Raw genomic sequence first — 22,923 nt, 5'->3', positions numbered from 1 at the left:
GGGCGGACCGGCCGCCGCCGACGACGGGGCCCGAGCTATCTCGGCGGCCCCGGGCTCCCCGGCCGCCGCCCTGCCCCCGTCGTCGCGCGCACCGCGCCGCACCCCCCCAGACCCTCGTTGCCAAGCCCCGCCAGCGCGAGCTGCCGGGCCGCACGACCGATCGGAAGGACCCCCACTGATGGAGTCGGCAGAGATCCGCCGCCGCTGGCTGCGCTTCTTCGAGGAGCGCGGCCACACCGTCGTACCGTCGGCCTCGCTGGTCGCCGACGACCCCACCCTGCTGCTGGTCAACGCCGGCATGGTGCCCTTCAAGCCGTACTTCCTGGGCGAGGTCAAGCCGCAGTTCTCGCGCGCCACCAGCGTGCAGAAGTGCGTCCGCACGCTGGACATCGAGGAGGTCGGGAAGACCACCCGGCACGGCTCGTTCTTCCAGATGTGCGGCAACTTCTCGTTCGGCGACTACTTCAAGGAAGGCGCGATCACGTTCGCCTGGGAGCTGCTGACCAGCTCGGTGACGGACGGCGGCTACGGCCTGGACCCGGAGAAGCTCTGGATCACCGTCTACCAGGACGACGACGAGGCCGAGCAGATCTGGCGGGACGTCGTCGGCGTCCCGCCCGAGCGGATCCAGCGCCTGGGCATGAAGGACAACTTCTGGTCGATGGGCGTCCCCGGCCCGTGCGGCCCGTGCTCGGAGATCAACTACGACCGCGGCCCCGCGTACGGCGAGGAGGGCGGCCCGGCGGTCAACGGCGAGCGCTACCTGGAGATCTGGAACCTGGTCTTCATGCAGTACGAGCGCGGCCACGGCGACGGCAAGGACGGCTTCGAGATCCTCGGCGACCTGCCGAGCAAGAACATCGACACCGGCCTCGGCCTGGAGCGCCTCGCCGCCGTCCTGCAGGACGTCGACAACCTGTTCGAGATCGACACCAGCCGGATGATCCTCGACCGCGCCGCCGAGCTCACCGGCCACACCTACGGCGCCGACCACAAGTCGGACGTCTCGCTGCGCGTGGTCACCGACCACTTCCGCACCGCGCTGATGCTGGTCGGCGACGGCGTCACCCCCGGCAACGAGGGCCGCGGCTACGTGCTGCGCCGCATCCTGCGCCGGGCGATCCGCAACATGCGGCTGCTGGGCGCCACCGAGCCGGTCGCCAAGGACCTGATCGACGTCTCGATCAAGGCGATGGCCCCGCAGTACCCGGAGCTGGAGAGCGACCGCAAGCGGATCGAGACGGTCGTCGTGGCCGAGGAGAACGCCTTCCTGCAGACCCTGCGCTCCGGCACCAGCCTGCTGGACGCCGCCGTCACCGAGACCAGGCAGTCCGGCGGCGCGGTGCTCTCCGGCGAGCAGGCGTTCAAGCTGCACGACACCTACGGCTTCCCGATCGACCTCACCCTGGAGATGGCCGAGGAGCAGGGCCTCCAGGTCGACGAGGCCGGCTTCCGCCGCCTGATGCAGGAGCAGCGCGACCGCGCCAAGGCCGACGCCCGGGCGAAGAAGATGGGCCACGCCGACGTCGCCGCGTACCGCGAGGTCGCCGACAAGGCGGGCGCGTCCGTCTTCACCGGCTACAGCCACACCGAGGGCGAGGCCACCGTGGTCGGCCTGCTGGTGGACGGCGTCCCGTCGCCGGCCGCCACCGAGGGCGACGAGGTCGAGCTGATCCTCGACCGCACCCCGTTCTACGCCGAGGGCGGCGGCCAGCTCGCCGACCACGGCCGCATCCGCCTCGACTCCGGTGCGGTGGTCGAGGTCCGGGACGTGCAGCAGCCGGTGCCCGGCGTGATCGTGCACTCCGGCGGGGTGCTGTTCGGCGAGGTGGTGCTCGGCGCGTCCGCGTACGCCACCATCGACACCGACCGCCGCCGGGCCGTCTCGCGCGCCCACTCGGCCACCCACCTGACCCACCAGGCGCTGCGCGACGCGCTCGGCCCGACCGCCGCCCAGGCCGGTTCGGAGAACGCGCCGGGCCGCTTCCGGTTCGACTTCGGCTCGCCGGCCGCCGTCCCCGGCTCGGTGCTGACCGACGTCGAGCAGAAGATCAACGAGGTGCTGGTCCGCGAACTCGACGTCACCGCCGAGGTGATGACGATGGACCAGGCCCGCAAGCAGGGCGCCATCGCGATGTTCGGCGAGAAGTACGGCGACTCGGTGCGGGTGGTCACCATCGGCGACTTCTCCAAGGAGCTGTGCGGCGGCACGCACGTCGGCAACACCGCCCAGCTGGGCCTGGTGAAGCTGCTCGGCGAGTCCTCGATCGGCTCCGGCGTGCGCCGGGTGGAGGCGCTGGTCGGCGTCGACGCGTACAAGTTCCTGGCCCGCGAGCACACCGTGGTCTCCCAGCTGACCGAGCTGGTCAAGGGCCGCCCGGAGGAGCTGCCGGAGAAGATCTCCGGGATGCTCACCAAGCTCAAGGACGCCGAGAAGGAGATCGAGAAGTTCCGCGCGGAGAAGGTCCTCCAGGCCGCCGCGGGCCTCGCCGAGGGCGCCGAGGACGTCCGGGGCGTGGCCCTGGTCGCCGCCCGGGTCGGTGACGGCACCGGCGCGGACGAGCTGCGCAAGCTGGTGCTGGACGTCCGGGCCCGGCTCGGCAACCGCCCGGCCGTGGTCGCCGCGTTCACCGTCGCCAACGACCGCCCGCTGACCGTGATCGCCACCAACGAGGACGCCCGGGCGCGCGGCATCAAGGCCGGCGAGCTGGTCCGGGCCGCGGCCAAGACCCTCGGCGGCGGCGGTGGCGGCAAGGACGACGTGGCGCAGGGCGGCGGCACCGACCCGGCCGCCGTCGCGGACGCCGTCGCGGCCGTGCGGGCGCTGGTGGCCGAGCGCGCGTGAGCGAGGAGCACCCCATCGAGGAGAAGGTCTTCCGGCGCGGCCGGCGGATCGCCGTCGACGTGGGCGACGCCCGGATCGGGGTCGCGGTCTGCGACCCCGACGGGCTGATCGCCACGCCGGTGGAGACCGTCCCCGCCGGGGGCCGCTCGCAGGCCCGCCTGCGGGCGATCGCGGAGGAGTACGAGGCCATCGAGGTGGTGGTCGGCCTGCCGCGCTCGCTGAACGGCAAGGAGGGCCCGGCCGCCGCCAAGGTCCGCGAGTACGCGGGCCGGTTGGCCGGCCTGCTGTACCCGGTCGGGGTGCGGCTGGTGGACGAGCGGATGACCACCGTCACCGCCGCCGCCGGGCTGCGCGCCTCCGGGCGGTCGGCCAAGAAGGGCCGCTCGGTGATCGACCAGGCCGCCGCCGTGGTGATCCTGCAGTCGGCCCTTGAGACCGAACGGGTGAGCGGACGCGCGCCCGGCGAGAGTGTCGAGCCGGTGGTCTGACCGGTACGGGTTAGCTTCCCGGTCGAGGGGCCCGTGCGGACGCGCGTCCGCACGGGCCCCTGGCGTCGTGCGGGGGCGGAGGCCGCCCGGCCGCGGCGCCAGGACGCCGCCCGCCGCCGGAAGGCCCGCCGTGACCGACCCGTACACCGCGCCCGGACTCACCCCCGGCCACCTCGGCGCCCCCGTGCTGGAGCCCGAGGGCGCCCCGCCCGGCCTGCCGTACGGCGTCGAACCGCCCGACCCGGACCAGCTGCGCACCCGCGCCGCGTGCTGCCTGAGCGTCGCCGGGCTGCTCGGCGTGGCGATGGCCGCCGCGCTCGCGCTGTTCGTGCTCTGGCCCGAGGGCGAGCAGCCCGCCCCCGACTACCCCGGCGGCGGCACCGGGCAGGTCCAGGTCTCGGTCGCGCAGGGCGCCAGCATCACCCAGATCGGCAAGACGCTGACCGCCAAGCACGTGGTCGCCTCCACCCGGGCGTTCACCGAGGCCGCGGCCAAGAGCCCGGCCGGCGACAACATCCACCCCGGGACCTACACACTCAAGGAGAAGATGTCGGCGGTCTCGGCACTCAACGTGCTGCTCGACCCGTCCAACGCCAACGCCCTGACCATCCCCGAGGGCTGGCGCTCCACCCAGGTCTTCGCCGCGATCGACACCCGGCTCGGCCTGAAACCGGGCACCACCGCGGCCGCCGCCGAGCAGCACGCCGCCGAGCTCGGCCTCCCCGCCGACGCCGCCGGCCACCTGGAGGGCTACCTCTACCCGGCCACCTACGCCGTGACCGGGGACAGCACTCCGCTCACCCTCCTTCAAGACATGGTCAAGGAGGCCGACGGCAACCTCGACGGCCCCGCGGTCGCCGACGCGGCCGGCGCCAACGGCGTCTCCCCGTACGGGCTGCTGGCCGTCGCCAGCCTCGCCCAGGCCGAGGCCGACAACCCCGAGGACATGGCCCGGGTCGCCCGCGTCGTCTACAACCGGCTCGCCAAGAAGATGCCGCTCCAGCTCGACTCCACCATCAACTACGCACTCGGCCGCTCCACCCTCACCACCACCCAGGACGACACCCGGCTCGACTCGCCCTTCAACACCTACGCCCACCCCGGCCTGCCGCCCACCCCCATCGGCAACCCCGGCCGGGACGCGCTGCGGGCCGCCCTCCACCCCGCCGACGGTGACTGGCTGTACTTCGTGACCGTCCGACCCGGGGACACCAGGTTCACCGACAGCGAGGAGCAGCAGCGCAAGAACGTCGACGAGTTCAACGCCTACCGCGCCCAGCACGCCTCGCCCCCGCCCGCCGGGAGCCCCTCCCCGTGAACGACAGCAGGCAGTGACCGTCCTTGGCTACGCTGCGGTACGGTAGCGTCTCCGACCACGGGCTGCGCGGACAGCACGCGGGTTCGACGGACACCCTGGACGCTGTAAGGGGATCGATGACTGATCAGAGCGGGCGCTACGGCTCCCAGGGCGACCAGCCGTGGTACCCCGGCGAACAGCCCCGGTCCCAGGGCCCGTACGGGCAGCCGGACTACCTCCAGCAGTACCCCCAGGGGTACCCGCAGCAGCCGGACGGGTCCTACGGCGAGCAGCAGCAGTTCGTCCAGCAGCAGCACCAGCCCGGGATGCAGCCGGGCACGGCGCAGCAGGGGTACCCGCAGCAGCAGGGCGTGCCGCAGGGTTATCCGCAGCAGCAGGGCGGCTCGTACGGGGGCCAGCAGCAGTTCGTGCAGCAGCAGGGCGTGCCCCAGGGGTACCCGCAGCAGCAGGGCGGCTCCTACGGCGGGCAGCAGCAGTTCGTCCAACAGCAGCACCAGCCCGGGATGCAGCCGGGCACGGCGCAGCAGGGGTATCCGCAGCAGCAGGGCGTGCCGCAGGGCTATCCGCAGCAGGGCGTGCAGCCGCAGCAGCAGTTCGGCCAGCGGACGGGCCTGCCGCCGCAGCCGGGCATGCCGCAGCAGGGCACCCCGCCGCACGGCTTCCCGGTCGGCCGGCAGGTGCAGCAGCAGCCGGGCGTGCCGCAGCCCGGCCACCCGCAGCCCGGCCACCCGCAGCAGCAGGGCGTGCCGCAGCCGCAGCAGTGCCCCGCCGCGCGGGCGGCGCAGCCCCGGTCCGCGGAGGCGGTCGGCGGCCCCGGGCCGGACGGCATCGACTGGGAGGCGGAGGCCGCGGCCCTCGACAACCCGTCGGCCGGCCGCCGGAGCACCGCCGCGCCCGACGAGCGGGCCGACGAGGAGCACGAGGACTGGGCCGAGGACGGGTACCCGGACGAGCAGGACGAGGACGCCTCGTTCTTCTCCGAGCACGACGACTCCCGCGAGGCCGAGCGCAAGCGCAAGGAGAAGGGCAAGAAGTCGGGCCGCCGCAACCGCGGTGCGTGCCTGGTGGTCGCCCTGGTGCTGTTCGGCGGCATGGGCGGCGCGGGCTGGTGGGGCTACGGCTTCTACCAGGACCACTTCGGCCCGCCGCCGGACTTCAAGGGCGACGGCTCCGGCTCGGTGAACATCACCGTCAAGGAGGGCGCGGCCGGCGAGGCGATCGGCAAGACCCTGCTGGACGCCGGCGTGGTGAAGAGCATCAAGGCGTTCAGCGCCGCGTACGAGAAGGACCCCAAGGGGCGCGGCATCCAGCCGGGCGTCTACACCCTCAGGCACCAGATGTCCGCCGCCGCGGCGCTCAAGGAGCTGGTGGAGTCCAACGGCGGCAACGCGCTGATCATCCCCGAGGGGCTGAAGGCCGCCGACGTCTACACCAAGATCGACGGCAAGCTGAAGCTCGCCCCGGGCACCACGGCGAACGTCGCCAAGGACCAGGCCGGCAGTCTGGGCCTGCCCGGCTACGCCAACAACAACCCGGAGGGCTTCCTCTGGCCGACCCGCTACTCGGTCGCCGACGGCATGAAGCCCGAGGAACTGCTGAAGCAGATGGTGGCCAACGCCGTCCAGAAGTACGGCGACCTCAAGCTGGACGAGGCGGCGCAGAAGATCGGCCTGAAGAACGCGTACGAGGTGGTGACCGAGGCCAGCATCCTGCAGGCCGAGGGCAACAACTCGGAGGACTTCGGCAAGATGGCCCGCGCCATCTCCAACCGCCTGACCACCAACGTCACCCAGCACAAGCTGGGCGTGGACACCACCCTGCAGTACTCGCTGGGCCGCACCAAGCTCACCGAGCAGGAGATCAACGACGGGTCGAACAAGTACAACTCGTACATCAACCCGGGCCTGCCGCCGACCCCGATCAGCAACCCGGGGCAGGAGGCGCTCGACGCCGTGCTCAACCCGACGCCGGGCGACTGGGTGTTCTGGCTGGCCGTCTCGCCGCAGGAGACCAAGTTCGCGGCGACCGGCGCGGAGCACGCCAAGAACACCCAGGAGTGGTGTCTGGCCAAGGGCATGAAGTACGACTCCAAGCACGTCGCCTGCACGTCCTGACCTGCGCGTCCTGACCTGAGCACGACGGGCCGTCCGGTGGGCGATATGGCTTTGCGGGACGGCCGGGTGGTGCGGGTAGCGTGAGGCGGATGGAGACACCGCAGACACCGCACCTGCCCGAACCGGCCCTGCTGGAGGCCGCCGCCGTCGACGTGGTGCGGGGTGGGCAGTACCTGTTGCGGGACGTGTCGCTGACCGTCCGGGCCGGGGAGCACTGGGCGGTGCTCGGGGCGAACGGGGCCGGCAAGAGCACCCTGCTGTCGCTGCTGGGCGCGGTCGAGCACCCCACCGCGGGCACCGTGAAGGTGCTGGGCAGGCAGCTCGGCAAGGTCGACGTCCGGGAGCTGCGCGCGCACCTCGGGCACGTCAACCCGCGGCACCCGCTGCGCTCCCCGCTGACGGTGCGGCAGGTCGTGCTGACCGGCACCACGCAGACCATCGAGCCGGACCTGTGGCACAAGCCCACCGCCGAACAGCTCGACCACGCCGAGGAGTTGATCCGGACCCTGGGCGTCGCGCACCGCGCCGAGAGCCCCTGGACCACGCTCTCCCAGGGCGAGCGCGGCCGGGTCCTGATCGCCCGCGCGCTGATGCCCGAGCCCCGGCTGCTGCTGCTCGACGAGCCCGCCACCGGCCTCGACCTGACCGCCCGCGAACAGCTCCTGGAGAGCCTGGACGAGCTGCGCTCCCGCTACCCCAAGCTGGCCTCCGTGCTGGTCACCCACCACCTGGAGGAACTGCCCGGGACCACCAGCCACGCCCTGCTGCTGCGCGACGGCCTGACCACCGCGGCCGGCCCCGCCACCGAGGTGCTGACCACCGAGCTGGTCTCCGCGTGCTTCCGGCACCCGATCCGGATCACCCACAGCGAGGGCCGCTGGTCCGCCCGCACCCGCCGGGGCACCGAGTGACCACCGCCCCGCCCGCCTGGACGCTGCGCCCCGCCACCGCCGCCGACCTGGAGCCGCTGGCCGAGCTGCGGGCCGCGGCGATGCGCCCCGACCTGGAACGGCTGGGCCGCTACGACGAGCGGAAGGTCCGGCAGCGGCTGCGCGACGCGTACCGCCCGCGGCACACCTCGGTGGTCGAGGTGCCCGGCTTCCCGTCGCCCGCCGGTTGCCTGGCGCTCGCCCCCGACGAGCGGCCCGGCACCCTGCTGCTGGAGCACTTCTACCTCGACCCGGCGCTGCACGGCCGCGGCCTGGGCACCGCCGTGCTGCGCGACGCGCTGGAGCGGGCCGACGCCGCGGGCCTGGCCGTCCGGCTGAACGTGCTGCGGGGCAGTCCCGCCCGGCGGCTGTACGAGCGGCACGGCTTCGTGCCGGAGTCCGAGGACCCGGTCGACGTCTTCCTGCACCGCCCCGCCGCCGACCCCTCCCGCACCACCAGTGCCGCCCGTACCACCAGCACCACTCCCTGAAAGGCCGCTTCGTGACCACCCCGCACCGGGCCGCCGTGCTCGGCTCGCCGATCGCCCACTCGCTCTCCCCGCTCCTGCACACGGCCGGGTACGCCGCGCTCGGGCTGACCGACTGGCGGTACGGCCGGTACGAGCTCGACGAGTCGGCGCTGGCGGCGTTCGTCACCGGCCTCGACCCCGCCGAGTGGGCCGGCCTGTCGCTGACCATGCCGCTCAAGCGGGCGATCCGGCCGCTGCTGGACACCGTCAGCGACACCGCCCGGGCGGTGGACGCCGTCAACACCGTGGTGATCGACCGCGACGGGCGGCGGCACGGCGACAACACCGACGTCCCCGGCCTGGTCAACGCGCTGCGCGAGCACGGCGTCGAGCGGGTCGGGTCGGCCGCGGTGCTGGGCGCCGGGGCCACCGCCTCCTCCGCGCTGGCCGCGCTGGCCCAGGTCTGCGACGGCGAGGTCACCGCGTACGTGCGCAGCGCCGCCCGGGCCGCCGAGATGCGGGAGCTGGGGGAGCGGCTGGGCGTGGTGGTGCGCACCGCCGACTGGGCGGACGCCGCGCGGGCGCTGGCCGGGCCGCTGACGGTCTCCACCACGCCGGTCGGGGCGACCGACTGCTTCGCGGCGCACCTGACGGCGACGCCCGGCGTGCTGTTCGACGTGCTGTACCACCCGTGGCCGACCGCGCTGGCCGCGGCCTGCCTGGAGCGCGGCGGCACCGTGCTGGGCGGGCTGGACCTGCTGGTGCACCAGGCGGTGCTCCAGTTCGAGCGGTTCACCGGCGTGCCGCACGGCCCGCTGGCCGCGATGCGGAAGGCGGGCGAGACCGCGCTCGCCGGGTGACGGACCCGTTCGGTTCCGGACGTTCGCTGTCCGCCACCCGGACCGTGGCCCCGGTGACCTGCGGGACGTGAAAGGATCGGAGTTCGCCCGCCGTGTTCCTGCGGCCGGGCAGGACGAGACGCCGGGCCGGCCGCCGTTCACGGCGCGGGCCGCTGACGAAGGAGCTTTCGGTGGGTAGCTTGCGCTGGCTCACGGCGGGGGAGTCGCACGGCCCCGCTCTGGTCGCGACGCTGGAGGGCCTGCCGGCCGGGGTGCCGGTCACCACCGCGATGGTGGCCGACGCGCTGGCCCGCCGCCGGCTCGGTTACGGCCGCGGCGCGCGGATGAAGTTCGAGCAGGACCAGGTGACCTTCCTCGGCGGCGTCCGGCACGGCGAGACCATGGGCTCGCCGGTGGCGGTCATGGTCGGCAACACCGAGTGGCCGAAGTGGGAGCAGGTCATGTCGGCCGACCCGGTCGACCCCGAGGTGCTCGCGGGCCTGGCCCGCAACGAGGCGCTGACCCGGCCCCGCCCCGGCCACGCCGACCTGGCGGGCATGCAGAAGTACTCGATCGACGAGGCCCGGCCGATCCTGGAGCGCGCCAGCGCCCGGGAGACCGCGGCCCGGGTCGCGCTCGGCGCGGTCGCCCGCTCCTACCTCAAGGAGACCTGCGGCATCGAGATCGTCAGCCACGTGGTGGAGCTGGCCGCCGCCAAGGCCCCGGCCGGGGTGCTGCCGCTGCCCGCCGACGAGGCCCGGCTGGACGAGGACCCGGTGCGCTGCCTGGACGCCGACGCGTCGAAGGCGATGGTGGCCGAGATCGACCAGGCCCACAAGGACGGCGACACCCTCGGCGGCGTGGTCGAGGTGCTGGCCTACGGCGTGCCGGTCGGCCTCGGCTCGCACGTGCACTGGGACCGCCGGCTGGACGCCCGGCTGGCCGCCGCGCTGATGGGCATCCAGGCGATCAAGGGCGTCGAGGTCGGCGACGGCTTCGACCTGGCCCGGGTGCCCGGCTCGCAGGCGCACGACGAGATCGTCCCGACGCCGGACGGCGTCAGGCGCACCTCCGGCCGCTCCGGCGGCACCGAGGGCGGCCTGTCCACCGGCGAGCTGCTGCGGGTGCGGGCCGCGATGAAGCCGATCGCGACCGTCCCGCGGGCCCTGCAGACCCTGGACGTGCGCACCGGCGAGCCGGCCAAGGCGCACCACCAGCGCTCCGACGTGTGCGCCGTCCCGGCGGCCGGCATCGTCGCCGAGGCGATGGTGGCGCTGGTGCTGGCGGACGCGGTGGCGGAGAAGTTCGGCGGCGACAACGTCTCCGAGACCCGCCGCAACGTCCGGTCCTACCTCGACCACCTGATCGTCCGATGAGCGCACCGGCCACACCCGCGGTGGTGCTGGTCGGCCCGCCCGGCAGCGGCAAGTCCACCGTCGGGCGGGTCCTCGCCGACCGCCTCGGCCTGCCGTTCCGCGACACCGACACCGACGTCGAGCAGGCCGCCGGCAAGCCCATCCCGGAGATCTTCCTCGACGAGGGCGAGCCGCACTTCCGGCAGCTGGAGCGGGCCGCCGTCCGGGCCGCCGTCACCGGTTTCCCCGGCGTGCTCGCGCTCGGCGGCGGCGCGGTCATGGCCGAGGAGACCCGGGCGCTGCTCGCCCCGCTGCCCGTGGTGTTCCTGGAGGTGCCGCTCGCCGACGCGGTCAAGCGGGTCGGCCTGGACGCCCCCCGCCCGCTGCTCGCGGTCAACCCGCGGGCCCGCTGGCGCGAGCTGATGGAGGCCCGCCGCCCGCTCTACCTGGAGGTCGCCACCACCGTGGCCGCCACCGGGGACCGCACGCCCGAACAGGTCGCCGACGCCGTACTCGACGCACTGGAGTTGGAGAACCCCCATGTCTGACCCGGACCTCGTCCGCATCCAGGTCGCGGGCAGCGACGGCCATGCCCCCTACGAGGTGCTGATCGGCCACCAGCTGCTCGGTGAACTCGCCCCGCTGATCGGCCCGAAGGCCAAGCGGGTCGCCGTCATCCACCCGGAGGCCCTGGAGGCCACCGGCGAGGCGGTCCGCGCGGACCTCGCCGACCAGGGCTACGAGGCGATCGCCCTCCAGGTGCCGAACGCCGAGGACGCCAAGAGCGCCGAGGTCGCCGCGTACTGCTGGTCGGTGCTCGGCCAGACCGGCTTCACCCGCAGCGACGTGGTGGTCGGCCTCGGCGGCGGCGCCACCACCGACCTGGCGGGCTTCGTCGCGGCGACCTGGCTGCGCGGGGTGCGCTGGATCTCGGTGCCCACCACGCTGCTCGGCATGGTCGACGCGGCCGTCGGCGGCAAGACCGGCATCAACATCGCCGAGGGCAAGAACATGGTCGGCGCCTTCCATCCGCCCGCGGGCGTGCTGGCCGACCTCGACACCCTGGAGACGCTCGGCAAGCACGACTACGTCTCCGGCCTGGCCGAGGTGATCAAGGCCGGCTTCATCGCCGACCCGGTCATCCTCGACCTGGTCGAGGCCGACCCGGAGGCCGCCACCACCCCGGCCGGGCCGCACACCCTGGAGCTGATCCGCCGGGCCATCCAGGTCAAGGCCGACGTGGTCTCCGGCGACCTCAAGGAGTCCGGCCGCCGCGAGATCCTCAACTACGGCCACACCCTGGGCCACGCCATCGAGCGCAACGAGCGCTACAAGTGGCGGCACGGCGCGGCGATCTCCATCGGCATGGTCTTCGCCGCCGAACTCGGCCGCCTGGCCGGGCGGTTGGACGACGCCACCGCCGACCGCCACCGCACCGTGCTGGCCTCGGTCGGCCTGCCGCTGACCTACCGCGCGGACGCCTGGCCGAAGCTGCTGGACGCCATGAAGATCGACAAGAAGTCGCGCGGCGACCTGCTGCGCTTCGTCGTCCTGGACGGCCTGGCCAAGACCTCCATCCTGGAGGGCCCGGACCCGTCCGTGCTGGTCGCCGCCTACGGGGAGGTCTCCGGATGAGCACGCCCGCCACCCGCGTCCTGGTCCTGAACGGCCCCAACCTGGGCCGGCTCGGCTCCCGCGAACCCGACGTCTACGGCTCCACCTCGTACGCGGGCCTGGTCGAGCGCTGCACCGCGCTCGGCGCCGAACTGGGCCTGTCGGTGGAGGTCCGGGAGACCAACTCCGAGGCGGAGATGGTCGGTTGGCTGCACGAGGCGGCGGACGCGAAGACCCCCGTGGTGATCAACCCGGGCGCCTTCACCCACTACTCGTACGCGATGCGCGACGCCGCCGCCCAGCGCACCGCCCCGCTGGTCGAGGTGCACATCTCCAACCCGTACACCCGCGAGACCTTCCGGCACACCTCGGTCATCGCCGCCGTCGCCTCCGGCACCATCGCCGGCTTCGGCCTCGGCTCCTACGAGCTCGCCCTGCGCGCCCTCGCCGAGCAGCTCACCGGCCGCTGACGCACGCCGGGCCCGGTGGCGGACTTGTGCCCGCCACCGGGCCCACGTGTACATTCGGCGCAGGGAGGTGACGGTGAGCCAGTACGCGCAGAACCAGCACGCGGGGGGCCAAGTGCCACCACGACCTGCGGTGTCCCCGCAGCCGACCGGCCCCCAGCCGCCGTACCCCGCACCGGCCCCGCCCGGCGCCACCCAGGCGATCCCCACCCTGGGGCCGACCGCGCCCCGGCCGGACCGCCCGACCGTCCCGCTGACGGCCGTCGGCCCGGTCGCGCCCGGCGGCACCGGCCACTTCCTGCTCCCGACCGGAGGGACCGTCCAACTGCCCGCCCCGCCACCGCAGCAGCCCGCGTTCCCCGCCCCGCTGCCCGGCCCGATCGCCGTCCTGCTGATCGGCCCGGCCGGCGCCGGCAAGACCACCGTCGCCCGGCACTGGGCCGAACGCCGCCCCACCCCCACCGCGCACATCAGCCTCGACGACGTCCGCGAGTGGGTCCAGTCCGGCTTCGCCAACCCGCAGTCCGGCTGGAACACCGCCTCCGAGGCCCAGTACCGCCTGGCCCGCCGCACCTGCGGCTTCGCCTGCCGCAACTACCTCGCCAACGGCATCTCCTGCATCATCGACGACGCGGTCTTCCCCGACCGCCCCGCGATCGGCCTCGGCGGCTGGAAGCGCCACATCGGCCCCGGCATGATCCCCGTCGTCCTGCTCCCCGGCCTCGACCGCGTCCTCACCCGCAACGCCGAACGCTCCGGCAACCGCCGCCTCTCCGACGACGAAGTCGCCCGCATCCACGGCCGGATGGCCGGTTGGCGCACCTCCGGCCTGCCGATCATCGACAACTCCAACCTGAGCGTCCCGGAGACCGCGGCAGCCTTGGACCGCGCGGTCCTGAGCCGACTGCACGCGCGCTGAGGTTCCGCTGCGCGGCGGGGGGCGGGGTGGGGGTGCGTCGGAGACCGCGGCAGCCTTGGACCGCGCGGTCCTGAGCCGGTTGCACGCGCGTTGAGGTTCCGCTGCGCGGCGAGGGGCGGGGTGGGGGTGCGTCGGAGACCGCGGCAGCCTTGGACCGCGCGGTCCTGAGCCGGTTGCACGCGCGTTGAGGTTCCGCTGCGCGGCGAGGGGCGGGGTGGGGGTGCGTCGGAGACCGCGGCAGCCTCGGACCGCGCGGTCCTGAGCCGGTTGCACGCGCGTTGAGGTTCCGCTGCGCGGCGAGGGGCGGGGTGGGGGTGCGTCGGAGACCGCGGCAGCCTCGGACCGTGCGAACTCGACCCGGTTGCACGCGCGTTGAGGTTCCCCCGGTCCTGAGTCGGCTGCACGCGCGCTGAGGTTCCGCTGCGCGGCGGGGGCGGAGGGGGCTGGAGACGGTCGCTGCCCCGGGCCGTGCGGGGTCAGCTCTCGGTGAAGTAGTGGTCCTGGTCGAGGTCGTCGAGCAGGCCCGGGTGCCGGGGGTGCCAGTCGAGCAGGGCGCGGGTGGCTTCGGAGGAGGCGGGCAGGTCGAGGGGGACGAGGCGGGCGAGGAAGCCGAAGTGTTCGGCGGCGCGGTCCTCGGGGACGGGGGCGGTGGGGACGCCGAGGCGGATGCCGATGCGTTCGGCGATCTCGCGGAAGGGGACGCCCTCGTCGTCGACGGCATGCAGGCGGGTGCCGGCGGGGGCGTGTTCGAGGGCGAGGCGGTAGAGGTGGGCGGCGTCCAGGGTGTGGACGGAGGGCCAGCGGTTGGTGCCCTCGCCGAGGTAGCCGGAGGTGCCGGTGGCGCGGGCGATCCGGATCAGGGTGGGGACGAAACCGTGCCGGTCGAGCGGGCTGTGGACGACCGGGGGCAGCCGGACGACGCTGGAGCGCACCCCGTCCGCCGCGGCGTCGACGATCGCCTGCTCGGCCTCGGTGCGCGGGGCGCCGGGGGCGACCACGCTCTCCAGGGAGGGCCGGCCGGGCGTGTTGCCGCCGCCCGTCCCGCCGGTGCCGACCAGCGGCTTGCCGGTGCCCGCGAGCGCCTCGACCAGGGCCCGGACGGCCTTCAGGTCGTCGGCCATCGCGCCCGCGTAGTCGCCGTCGAGCATCGACTCGTGCTTGAAGGCGAGGTGGACCACCCCGTCGGCGGCCGAGGCGGCGGCCCGCAGGCCGTCCAGGTCGTCGAGGTCGCCGCGGCGGACGTCCGCGCCGAGGGCGGTGAGCGCGGTGGCGGAGGCGTCGGAGCGGGCCAGGCCGGTGACCCGGTGGCCGGCGGCGAGCAGTTCGGGGACGAGGGCGGAGCCGAGGTGGCCGCTGGCTCCGGTGACGAAGACGTGCATGGGGGTGGACCTCCGAGTGATGAGACCTTGTCCCGTCACCATAACGCGCGGAGCCCCGTGATGCGACCATCTCCCGTCACGTAGACTCCGTGCCATGGCCAGATGGGACCCGAACGCGCGCGAACGGCTGGAGCGCGCGGCGCTCGAACTCTTCGTCCACCAGGGCTACGACCGCACCACCGTCGCCGAGATCGCCGAACGCGCCGGGCTGGCCAAGAGCACCTTCTTCCGGCACTTCGCCGACAAGCGCGAGGTGCTCTCCGGCGGCGACGCGCTGCTGCGCCTGCTCGCCGACGCGATCGTCGCCGCCCCGCCCGGGGCCGGCCCGCTGGAGGCCGCCGGGGCCGCCCTCGCCGCCGCCGGCGCCCACGCCTTCACCGCCGAACGCCACCCCGCCGTCCGCGAGCGCCAGCAGGTGGTCGCCGCCAACCCCGAGCTCACCGAACGCGAACTCCTCAAGCGCGAGGCCCTCGCCACCGCCCTCACCGCGGCCCTGCGCGAGCGCGGCGTCCCCGACCCGGCCGCCGTCCTCACCGCCGAACTCACCCTGCTCGCCCTGCGCACCGCCCTCGCCCACTGGGCGGCCCGCCCCGGCCAGGACTTCACCGCCCTCGCCCTGGCCGAACTCGCCGCCCTGCGCGAGGCCGCCGCCGCCCTCTGAGCCGGGCCGCCCGGCCTGTCCGAGCGCCCTGGGACAATGGACTCCTCGCGACCACCACGACCGAGGAGTTGACCGCCGGTGCCCGAGGGGCATGTGATCCACCGCCTGGCCAGGCAGAACGACGAGCTGTTCGGGGGGCGCCCGGTGCGGGTGTCCAGTCCGCAGGGGCGCTTCGCGGAGGGGGCCGCGCTGATCGACGGGCGGGTGCTGGACGAGGCGGAGGCGCACGGCAAGCACCTGTTCCTGGGCTTCGGCGAGCACTGGCTGCACGTGCACCTGGGGCTGTACGGCAAGTACGCGTTCGGGGCGGGCGGGGCGCCCGAGCCGGTCGGGCAGGTCCGGCTGCGGATGGTCAACGACACCGGGTACGCCGACCTGCGCGGGCCGACCGCCTGCGAGCTGCTCACGCCGGAGGAGAAGGCGGCCGTCCACCGCCGGCTGGGGCCGGACCCGCTGCGGGCGGGGGAGTCGGGGGAGGCGGCCTGGCGGCGGATCTCCCGCAGCGGCAGCACGGTGGCCGCGCTGCTGATGGACCAGAAGGTGCTGGCCGGCGTCGGGAACGTGTACCGCGCCGAGGTGCTGTTCCGGCTCGGGATCAGCCCGCACCGCCCCGGGCGCGAGCTGTCCCGGGCCGAGTGGGACGCGATCTGGACGGACCTGGTGGCGCTGATGCGCGACGGCGTGGCCGCGGGCCGGATCGACACCGTCCGCCCCGAGCACACCCCGGAGGCGATGGGCCGCCCGCCGCGGGTGGACGACCACGGCGGCGAGGTGTACGTGTACCGGCGGCACGACCGGCCCTGCCTGGTCTGCGGCACCCCGGTGCGCACCGAGGAGCTGGCCGCCCGGAACCTGTTCTGGTGCCCGCGCTGCCAGCGGTCCTGACGCACTCCTGACCCTGGGCTGGGATACCCCTCGCCCGAGGGGCGTGCCGAGCCGGGTGGCGGCTCCTGTCAGAAGGCCACCCGGCGACGCGCACCGCAGTGTGGTCAGTCCCGGACGGTCAGCAGCTGTACCGTGACCCGGCGTCCGTCGTGCTCGTACTCGATGCGGTTGCCGGCCATCCGGCCGTGCAGGGCCCGGCCGAGCGGTGTGAATGGGCTGAGCTTCTCGACCTCGGTGGAGTGCGGTTCCTGGGAGGTGATCTCGTACTCCTGCTGGTCCCCGCCGAAATCGATCCGCACCAGGCGGCCGGGGCACACCGTGCCCGCCATGGCTCTACGGTCACCGGTCAGGTAGGCCTTGAGCAGGGCGGCACGCTCCTCCAGTTGCTCGGTGAGCCCGCGCTGCCTGCGTTGCTGGTCGGTACGGGCCCGGGGCCGGGAGTCGGAAACGGCCGCGTCAGAGTGCAGTTCCAGTTGTGCCCGCAACTGTTCCAACTCGTGGTGGACGCGCTGTTCGGAGGAATTCGCAAGGACATCCTGAGCCGGGACCGAGCTGTCGGAGGACGAGCGCCTCGGTGCGGGTGCCGCCGTCGGAGAGTGCGGCGCGGACGCGGTTCGTGGGACCTCCGCCGCGACCCCGGACGGGGGAGCGGTGGCCGCGCTGCGGGCCGCGGCCCGTTCTACCGCGGTTCGTAGCCGGTTCTCGGCCGCCGCCCGGTTGCGGTACCAGTCGGTGCCCCAGATCCGGTGCAGTGTCCAGCCGAGGCCGGTGAGCATGGATTCGCGCAGCCGGTCCCGGTCACGGGCCGCCTTGGAGGAGTGGTACATGGCACCGTCGCACTCGACCCCGAGGGCGTAGCGTCCAGGCCATCGAGGGTCACGCACCCCCAGGTCGATGCGGTAGCCCGCGACGCCCACCTGGGGCTGGACGGTGTAGCCCCAGCCGCGCAGTACCTCCAGCACCGACTCCTCGAACGGGCTCTCGGGCAGGGCGTTGTCGTCCGTAGTGTCCTGAGCGAGTGCGGCCGGGCCGTACTTGGCGTACTTGAGGTAGCGGGCGAAGTGCTCGAAGCTCGCGCTTTCGGACGGGCGGAGGGCGTCGGGATCGAAGGAGGCGACCACCTCGACCCGGTAGCGGGCCCGGGTGACGGCGACATTGAGTCGCCGCCAGCCGTCCTTGCGGTTGATCGGTCCGAAGTTCTGGTTGAGCTTGCCGTTCTCATCGGGGCCGTAGCCGACGGACATGATGATCACGTCGCGCTCGTCGCCCTGTACCGCTTCGAGGTTCTTGACGAAGAAGCCGTCCAGCCGGTCGTCGGAGAAGTGTTCGTCCAGGCCGGGGTTCTGCCGGCGTTCCTGGTCGACCGCCTCTCGGATCACCTCGGCCTGGGCCTGGGAGAGCGCGACGACGCCCAGCGAACGGCCCGGGCGGGTGCGGAAGTGGTGGATGACGCGGCGGGCGACCTCAGCGGCTTCGCCGGGGTTGTTGCGCGCTGCTGCACCGGAGCGGTACAGGCCCTGCTCGGCCCGGAAGAAGGCCACGCCCACGTCGGGGCCCTCGGAGAACGCGCCGGGGAAGGTGGTCATCGCCCCCGGTAGAACTGCCGGTTGCTGAAGGCGATCAGGTGTTCGTGCCGGCTGCGGTAGTGCCAGCGCAACGAGAGCTCCTTGAGCATCCCGTTGCCCTTGGCGAGGGAGAGCAGCGATTCGTACCGGGGGACTTCGTCCTCGGCGTACGGGTCGTCGTCCTCCTCCTCGCCCGCGGTGAAGAACGCGGTGGGCGGCAGCTGGTTCTCGTCCCCGGCCACGATCAGGGCCTTGCCCCGGTAAACGCAGTTGATCGCGTCCTGCGGCAGGATCTGGGACGCCTCGTCGAAGATCACAACGTCGAAGGCAAGGTCCGGCGGCAGAAACCGGCTGACCGTCAGGGGGCTCATCATGAAGCAGGGTTTGACGCGTAGCGCCGCCGCTCCGGCTTCCCGGAGCAGCACGTGCACGGGCTTGTGCCGGATCTTCTTCTTGCCTTCGTGCTGGATCAGCCTCGTGCCGGGGCTGCTGAGCGCGTCGGGGCGGTTCAGATCGCAGGCGCGGGCCACCCGCGTCCGGGCGTGTTCGGCGAGGGAGCGGTCGATGTCACGGAACGCGGCGACCTTGTCGTCGCGGTCCTCGGCCCGGTTCCACACCAGTCGGGGGTCGCGCTGGACCACGCGATCCGCCCAGGAGTGCAATACGGATTTCTCCACCACCTGCGGGAAGTCTTCCGGGGTCATCCCGGCTCGGACGGCACGGGAGGTCAGATCACCCAGGCCGGCCTTCTCCAGGGCTCCTTGGCCCCGCTGGTAGGCGGCCCACTCGTCAGGTCCGCCGCGATCGCCGTCCAGCAGCGACAGCAGCAGCTCGGCCGACGAGGTCACGGACAGGGCAGCGCGCAGTTCACGTTCACGTGACGCGTCGAACATGTCGGTCAGTCTGGCGCTGGAGCGGTTCCAGAAGTCCTTGGCCTCCTCCAGCACGGGGTCGGGAAGCGCCCGGTGGAGGATCCGGGCCGCCTCGGTGGGGAACACCCCGTCTTCGAGTAGGCAGTTCTCCCGCAGCCTCCGCAGCCAGGTCAAGGCCTGCTCCAGCATGGTTCGTTTCGTGCCGCGGCCGGCGTACAGCACGTCGAGGAGCTCACCGTCTCCGGCGGAGTGTGCGGCGAACTCCTCGTCGGCGGCCCGGGCGGTCAGCGCGGCCGTGACCGCGGCGCGTGCCCGCCCTAGGGTCAGGTCGTCGTGTCCGGACACCGTACGGACGTGCGCGAGCAGCCGGGAGGCCTCCCGCAACGGTGGCAGGTGGGCGGTGCTCCAACGGACGGCATCGGCCAGGGAACCGTCCTCCAACTCGCCGGGCGCGCCCAGGCGGGGCGGCAGGACCAGCGAGTCGCGCCACGCGGCGAGCGATTCGCCAGCCTGTTGGGCGGCCTCGCGGGCCGTCGGACGGGGCTCCCCGCCGTGCGCGAGCTGGGAGCGGAACGCTTCGAGGTCCAGGACCTGCGGAGCGAGTTCGGTGGCCCGTGAGGCCAGGCCGAGCGCTTTCTCCGCCGAGGAGAAGTCGGTCTCCTCACCCTGCCAGAAGTGGCCGAGGAACTCCCCGCCCCGACGGCCCTCGTACTCGAGCCGCTGTTGGGCCTGCTGCCAGGCGACCGCGTCCGGCAGTGCGGCGAGGACGGCCTTCGTGCATTTGGCACCCGCCGGCAGCAGGGTTCGTACGGTACGACGATCGGCCCGGCACGCGGAGGACAGGCGTGCGGTGATCGAGCGATGCACGGTGGCGAAGCGTTGGGCCACATCCACCAGCGAAGTCTCCGCCAGGACTTGCTCGGTGAACTGCCGACGGGCCTTGTCGCGGGCCGCACGCAGATCGGCGATCGCGTCGGACAGCCGGTCCAGGGCGGTACGGGCCTGGGCCGCACCGGCGGGAGTGAGCCACTGCGCCGGGGGCTTCTGGGTCTGTTCCGGCAAGGACAGACCGGTCAGCTGGACCAAGCGCAGGCCCTGGGCGCAGGTCTCCGGCGCGGGGACGCCGTACACGCGTGCCGCGTTGGCGAGTTGCTGCAGTGCGCGTTCCAGGTTCCGCGCATCGGCCGTCAGCCGGTTGGTGAGGGCATCGACCTGTACGGCGGTGGCCTCGGCCAGGTCCAGGCCGGCCGGGACGAGCTCCGCCAGTGCCCGTTCCTGCGGTCCGGGTTCGGGGGAGACCGGTGCGAGGGGATCCGCGAGTTCGGCCCAGCCCGCTCCGAGCAGGTCGCGGGCCTTCCGCTCGGAGGCTTCCACTGCCTCCAGCCGGCGTTCGAACATCCGGATGCCGTCAGTGATCCGGTCCGGTTCGGTCGTCAACCAGGGCAGGGGGACGGCGGGCCGACCGGCACCCAGCCGGATGGCGTTGATCAGACGCTCGACGTCGTAGAGGCCGTCCCAGCCCATGGCCTCCAGTAGCGGGCCATGTGGGGCCAAGGCTCCGCGCAGGCCGGCGAAGTCTTCCAAGGCCCTTGCCAAGGCGTCCAGTTCACCGCCGGATTCACCGAGTCCGCGCCAGACGAACGACTCGCCCTCCACCGCGGGCCGCCAAGACCGGGAAACCCACCGCGCGCCGTCGAGGATGCCGCGCAGCAGTTCCTCGGTGAGGCCGACCGCGTCGAACTCCCGTTCCGGGGCGAGCTGCGGCAGGGAATGCAGCAACGAGACCCGGCCCAGGACGTCGTGCAGGGAGCGATTCATGCCCTCGTGGTGCTCGTTCATCGCGGCGGCGTACCCGGAGAGTTCCCGGCGCAGCTCCTCTGCGGTGAGGAGCTCGTCCCGACGCGCGGCGGGGAAGGAACGGCGGGGCGCGGCGAGCGCGCGGCCCAGCTCCTGTGCGACCTGCTTGCGGTTGGCGGTGTTGCTGTGCAGGGCGAGGACGTAGTCGTCCAGACCGACCTGTTCGAGGCGGTTGCGCACCACGTCCAGCGCGGCGGCCTTCTCGCTGACGAACAGGACACTGCGCCCTTGCTCCAGGAGCCCGGCGATCATGTTGGTGATGGTCTGGCTCTTGCCGGTACCGGGCGGGCCGTCCATCACGAAGCTCCTGCCGTCGATCGCGGCGGCGACGCACTGGCGCTGGGAGGAGTCCGCGTCCAGCACGAGCGGGGCTCTCTCCGGCGGTTGTTTCTGGTCTATCAGGTCGAGCGGCACCGGATCGAAGTCGAAGCAGCCTGCGGTGTCGGCCGGACCGGAGCCCAGCCCCAGGGTGCGCACCAGCGGGCTGCCCAGGATCCTCTGCACGTTGTCCCGCAGGTCCCGGTACATCACCTCCTTGCTGGAGTTGAAGGCGTCCAGCACCACACGTTCGCTGACCTGCCACCCCGTGCGGCCCGAGACGGTCCTGCGGACCTGCTCCAACAGGGCCACGGCGTCAGTGAGGTCGATCTGTTCCGGGGCGGGCCATTCGAGGCCCATCTCCTCCATCTTGACGGCTAGCGCCGGGTTGAAACTCGGCTCCTCGTCCCCGTTGAGTTCCAGGAGGAAGGAGTCGCCCCTCCACTTGCGCAGCCGCACCGGCACCAGCAGGAGGGGAGAGGACACGGGATCGGCGTCGGCGGCCGGCCGCCACTGGAGGAAACCGACACCGAGGTGCAGGACCCACAGGCCGAAGTCGTTGTACTTCTCCTGTGCGACGGCGGCCAGGCGCTTGAGGTGCCTGTCCTGCTCGCCCTGGGTCGCCTTGGTCGTGCGGAGGGCGAGCCGGGTCCCGCCGGTGCCCGTGCGAGAGGCGGGTGTGTCGAGGGGGCGGCCTCCGGTCGGCTTCGTGAGCGGGAGGTCGGAGTATCCGAACGGTTCGACCGATGTCCCGGCATCCGGGCTCGTCTCCGGCACTGGGGCGAACAGGCAGCCCTTGGGCAGCGCTTCCAGCACCCGCGCCAGTTCCGGGGCGACGATGTCCGTGCCCGCCTGTCTGCCGCCGCGACGGTAGTGCACCAGCCGGTTGCGAAAGCCCAGGTCGATCAGGGACTTCTGCCAGGACTCCAGGAGCGGCTCCAGGGGGTCGGTGGCGCTGCGCTGTCCGGAGCGGCGGTGAACCATGCAGATGACTCCGTTCAAACCTGTCAGATCGTGTGAATGTCGTGCGGATTGGGTGGGGGCAGCATAGTGCGTTCGTCCGGTTGCGCAGGGTGTGTTCAGCGGTTCGTGCCGCAATCGGGATCGGCGCGGCCGGACGCTTGCGCGGCTGGTGCTCGTCTAGCGTCCGCCCCATCGACGGGAGCACGATTTCGGCGCACCGGGTGGTGCCGATGTGCCCGCGCTGCCAGCGGTCCTGACGCCGCGTCACGGGCAAGCCTTGACGCAAGGTTGACCGGGCCTTGGGCGAGGCCCCGGAACGCCGCTCCTATTGTCGGGTCCATGCCCGCTCTCCCGTTCCAGGACCGGCGCCCCGCCCCGGCGCTCCCGGTCCTGCCGTACCGCAAGCCCACCCGCGGCCGCGACTACTGGGTCCTGGACGACGTCCTTCCGGACCCGGACGCGGTGCGCGCCCGGCACCTGGCGCGCACCGACTGGGACGAGGGCTACCCGCACAAGCCGGAGTCCTGGCCGGGCCTGCGGGCCATGCCCGGCCTGGAGCCGGCGGAGCTGGCGCAGGTCGAGAAGCTGGTCCGGGAGGCCACCGGCGCGCCGCGGATCTGGGCGCTGGACGAGGCCGAGGGCGGCACCTTCAACCACAACTGCGTGCAGGTGGTGGGCGCCGGGGAGTGCGAGCCGCGCCCGCACACCGACTCCCGCTCGCTGTGCCGCTACGCCGCCGTGCTGTACCTCAACCCGGCCGTCCCCAAGCGCTGCGGCACCAGCTTCTACCGGCAGAGCCTGCCCGGCGGCCGGCTCGGCGGCAACAGCGTGGTCGCCCCGCACAACAACCTGGTGGACGCGCTGGGCACCCGCTTCGTCCCGCCGGACTCCTTCACCGAGGACCTGGCCGTCCCGCACCGCTACAACCGGCTGCTGCTCTACACCGCCAACCTGATCCACACCGCGACCGAGTACCACGGGACGGCGCTGGAGGAGAAGCGGATGACCTGCGTCTTCTTCTGGATGGCCTGACCCGCGCTCAGCACGCCGCTGACCAGGCGTGAT

18 protein-coding genes are annotated in these 22,923 nt (G+C 73.2%); 15 read left to right on the top strand and 3 right to left on the bottom strand.

Annotation, left to right across the window (positions count from 1 at the left end):
- The first annotated feature begins 178 nt into the window (after positions 1 to 178).
- The 12 genes from alaS (at position 179) to QMQ26_RS06490 (ending at position 13,358) form a co-directional block, all read left to right on the top strand.
- On the top strand, positions 179 to 2,845 hold the full coding sequence (gene alaS / locus QMQ26_RS06545) for an alanine--tRNA ligase (protein ID WP_282206449.1): 2,667 nt from the start codon (positions 179 to 181) through the stop codon (positions 2,843 to 2,845).
- Positions 2,842 to 3,333 (top strand): Holliday junction resolvase RuvX, encoded by a 492-nt coding sequence (ruvX, locus tag QMQ26_RS06540; protein WP_282205070.1) that lies wholly within the window; start codon positions 2,842 to 2,844, stop codon positions 3,331 to 3,333. Before alaS ends, ruvX begins: the two co-directional genes overlap by 4 nt.
- Positions 3,334 to 3,463: 130 nt before the next feature.
- Complete coding sequence (mltG, locus tag QMQ26_RS06535) at positions 3,464 to 4,651, top strand: endolytic transglycosylase MltG (RefSeq protein WP_282205069.1); 1,188 nt, start codon at positions 3,464 to 3,466, stop codon at positions 4,649 to 4,651.
- A gap of 116 nt (positions 4,652 to 4,767) precedes the next feature.
- Positions 4,768 to 6,765: an endolytic transglycosylase MltG gene (gene mltG / locus QMQ26_RS06530; protein ID WP_282205068.1), complete on the top strand. Its 1,998-nt coding sequence runs from the start codon at positions 4,768 to 4,770 to the stop codon at positions 6,763 to 6,765.
- 89 nt (positions 6,766 to 6,854) lie between these two features.
- A complete protein-coding gene (locus QMQ26_RS06525; RefSeq protein ID WP_282205067.1) occupies positions 6,855 to 7,676 on the top strand; it encodes an ABC transporter ATP-binding protein in 822 nt (273 codons plus the stop codon).
- Positions 7,673 to 8,185 (top strand): GNAT family N-acetyltransferase, encoded by a 513-nt coding sequence (locus QMQ26_RS06520; RefSeq protein ID WP_404814081.1) that lies wholly within the window; start codon positions 7,673 to 7,675, stop codon positions 8,183 to 8,185. Before QMQ26_RS06525 ends, QMQ26_RS06520 begins: the two co-directional genes overlap by 4 nt.
- A gap of 11 nt (positions 8,186 to 8,196) precedes the next feature.
- Positions 8,197 to 9,024 carry a shikimate dehydrogenase gene (locus tag QMQ26_RS06515; protein WP_100835266.1) on the top strand — a complete coding sequence of 276 codons (828 nt, stop codon included), beginning with the start codon at positions 8,197 to 8,199 and terminating at the stop codon, positions 9,022 to 9,024.
- Positions 9,025 to 9,194: 170 nt separating this feature from the next.
- The gene (gene aroC, locus QMQ26_RS06510; RefSeq protein ID WP_100835265.1) at positions 9,195 to 10,379 is read left to right on the top strand and encodes a chorismate synthase; all 1,185 of its coding nucleotides are present in this window, start codon (positions 9,195 to 9,197) and stop codon (positions 10,377 to 10,379) included.
- Positions 10,376 to 10,906: a shikimate kinase gene (locus QMQ26_RS06505; protein ID WP_100835264.1), complete on the top strand. Its 531-nt coding sequence runs from the start codon at positions 10,376 to 10,378 to the stop codon at positions 10,904 to 10,906. Before aroC ends, QMQ26_RS06505 begins: the two co-directional genes overlap by 4 nt.
- On the top strand, positions 10,899 to 11,993 hold the full coding sequence (gene aroB / locus QMQ26_RS06500; protein ID WP_100835263.1) for a 3-dehydroquinate synthase: 1,095 nt from the start codon (positions 10,899 to 10,901) through the stop codon (positions 11,991 to 11,993). The genes QMQ26_RS06505 and aroB overlap by 8 nt, the downstream gene beginning before the upstream one ends.
- A complete protein-coding gene (aroQ, locus tag QMQ26_RS06495) occupies positions 11,990 to 12,442 on the top strand; it encodes a type II 3-dehydroquinate dehydratase (protein WP_100835262.1) in 453 nt (150 codons plus the stop codon). Before aroB ends, aroQ begins: the two co-directional genes overlap by 4 nt.
- 73 nt (positions 12,443 to 12,515) lie before the next feature.
- Positions 12,516 to 13,358: an AAA family ATPase gene (locus QMQ26_RS06490; protein WP_404814080.1), complete on the top strand. Its 843-nt coding sequence runs from the start codon at positions 12,516 to 12,518 to the stop codon at positions 13,356 to 13,358.
- Positions 13,359 to 13,834: 476 nt separating this feature from the next.
- Here the strand turns inward: QMQ26_RS06490 and QMQ26_RS06485 are convergent, their stop codons facing one another.
- Positions 13,835 to 14,737: an SDR family oxidoreductase gene (locus tag QMQ26_RS06485; protein WP_282205066.1), complete on the bottom strand. Its 903-nt coding sequence runs from the start codon at positions 14,735 to 14,737 to the stop codon at positions 13,835 to 13,837.
- 94 nt (positions 14,738 to 14,831) lie between these two features.
- Between QMQ26_RS06485 and QMQ26_RS06480 the strand changes: the two genes are divergently transcribed.
- Both QMQ26_RS06480 and QMQ26_RS06475 read left to right on the top strand, forming a co-directional pair.
- The gene (locus tag QMQ26_RS06480) at positions 14,832 to 15,398 is read left to right on the top strand and encodes a helix-turn-helix domain-containing protein (RefSeq protein ID WP_282205065.1); all 567 of its coding nucleotides are present in this window, start codon (positions 14,832 to 14,834) and stop codon (positions 15,396 to 15,398) included.
- Positions 15,399 to 15,476: 78 nt separating this feature from the next.
- Positions 15,477 to 16,283, top strand: a complete 807-nt coding sequence (locus QMQ26_RS06475) for an Fpg/Nei family DNA glycosylase (protein WP_282205064.1) — start codon at positions 15,477 to 15,479, stop codon at positions 16,281 to 16,283.
- Between the two features lie 104 nt (positions 16,284 to 16,387).
- On the opposite strand, the gene QMQ26_RS06470 is transcribed toward QMQ26_RS06475, so the two are convergent.
- Together QMQ26_RS06470 and QMQ26_RS06465 are read right to left on the bottom strand one after the other, a co-directional pair.
- Complete coding sequence (locus tag QMQ26_RS06470) at positions 16,388 to 17,869, bottom strand: AAA domain-containing protein (protein WP_282205063.1); 1,482 nt, start codon at positions 17,867 to 17,869, stop codon at positions 16,388 to 16,390.
- Positions 17,866 to 21,879: a DUF4011 domain-containing protein gene (locus QMQ26_RS06465; RefSeq protein WP_282205062.1), complete on the bottom strand. Its 4,014-nt coding sequence runs from the start codon at positions 21,877 to 21,879 to the stop codon at positions 17,866 to 17,868. The genes QMQ26_RS06470 and QMQ26_RS06465 overlap by 4 nt, the downstream gene beginning before the upstream one ends.
- Positions 21,880 to 22,197: 318 nt before the next feature.
- Here QMQ26_RS06465 and QMQ26_RS06460 point away from each other — a divergent pair, with 318 nt between their 5' ends.
- Positions 22,198 to 22,890 carry a DUF6445 family protein gene (locus QMQ26_RS06460; RefSeq protein ID WP_100835258.1) on the top strand — a complete coding sequence of 231 codons (693 nt, stop codon included), beginning with the start codon at positions 22,198 to 22,200 and terminating at the stop codon, positions 22,888 to 22,890.
- Positions 22,891 to 22,923: the final 33 nt, after the last annotated feature.

The sequence above is a fragment of the Kitasatospora fiedleri genome (assembly GCF_948472415.1).
Classification (GTDB): Bacteria; Actinomycetota; Actinomycetes; order Streptomycetales; family Streptomycetaceae; genus Kitasatospora; species Kitasatospora fiedleri.
Note: the sequence above shows the minus strand (reverse complement) of the source record. Positions and strands in the feature narration are given on the sequence as shown.

Excerpts from the sequence above, each read along its gene's own strand:
- alaS (WP_282206449.1), top strand. The coding sequence starts at position 179 with ATGGAGTCGGCAGAGATCCGCCGCCGCTGGCTGCGCTTCTTCGAGGAG.
- mltG (WP_282205068.1), top strand. The coding sequence starts at position 4,768 with ATGACTGATCAGAGCGGGCGCTACGGCTCCCAGGGCGACCAGCCGTGG.
- QMQ26_RS06525 (WP_282205067.1), top strand. The coding sequence starts at position 6,855 with ATGGAGACACCGCAGACACCGCACCTGCCCGAACCGGCCCTGCTGGAG.
- QMQ26_RS06505 (WP_100835264.1), top strand. The coding sequence starts at position 10,376 with ATGAGCGCACCGGCCACACCCGCGGTGGTGCTGGTCGGCCCGCCCGGC.
- aroB (WP_100835263.1), top strand. The coding sequence starts at position 10,899 with ATGTCTGACCCGGACCTCGTCCGCATCCAGGTCGCGGGCAGCGACGGC.
- aroQ (WP_100835262.1), top strand. The coding sequence starts at position 11,990 with ATGAGCACGCCCGCCACCCGCGTCCTGGTCCTGAACGGCCCCAACCTG.
- QMQ26_RS06485 (WP_282205066.1), bottom strand. The coding sequence starts at position 14,737 with ATGCACGTCTTCGTCACCGGAGCCAGCGGCCACCTCGGCTCCGCCCTC.
- QMQ26_RS06480 (WP_282205065.1), top strand. The coding sequence starts at position 14,832 with ATGGCCAGATGGGACCCGAACGCGCGCGAACGGCTGGAGCGCGCGGCG.
- QMQ26_RS06470 (WP_282205063.1), bottom strand. The coding sequence starts at position 17,869 with ATGACCACCTTCCCCGGCGCGTTCTCCGAGGGCCCCGACGTGGGCGTG.
- QMQ26_RS06465 (WP_282205062.1), bottom strand. The coding sequence starts at position 21,879 with ATGGTTCACCGCCGCTCCGGACAGCGCAGCGCCACCGACCCCCTGGAG.
- QMQ26_RS06460 (WP_100835258.1), top strand. The coding sequence starts at position 22,198 with ATGCCCGCTCTCCCGTTCCAGGACCGGCGCCCCGCCCCGGCGCTCCCG.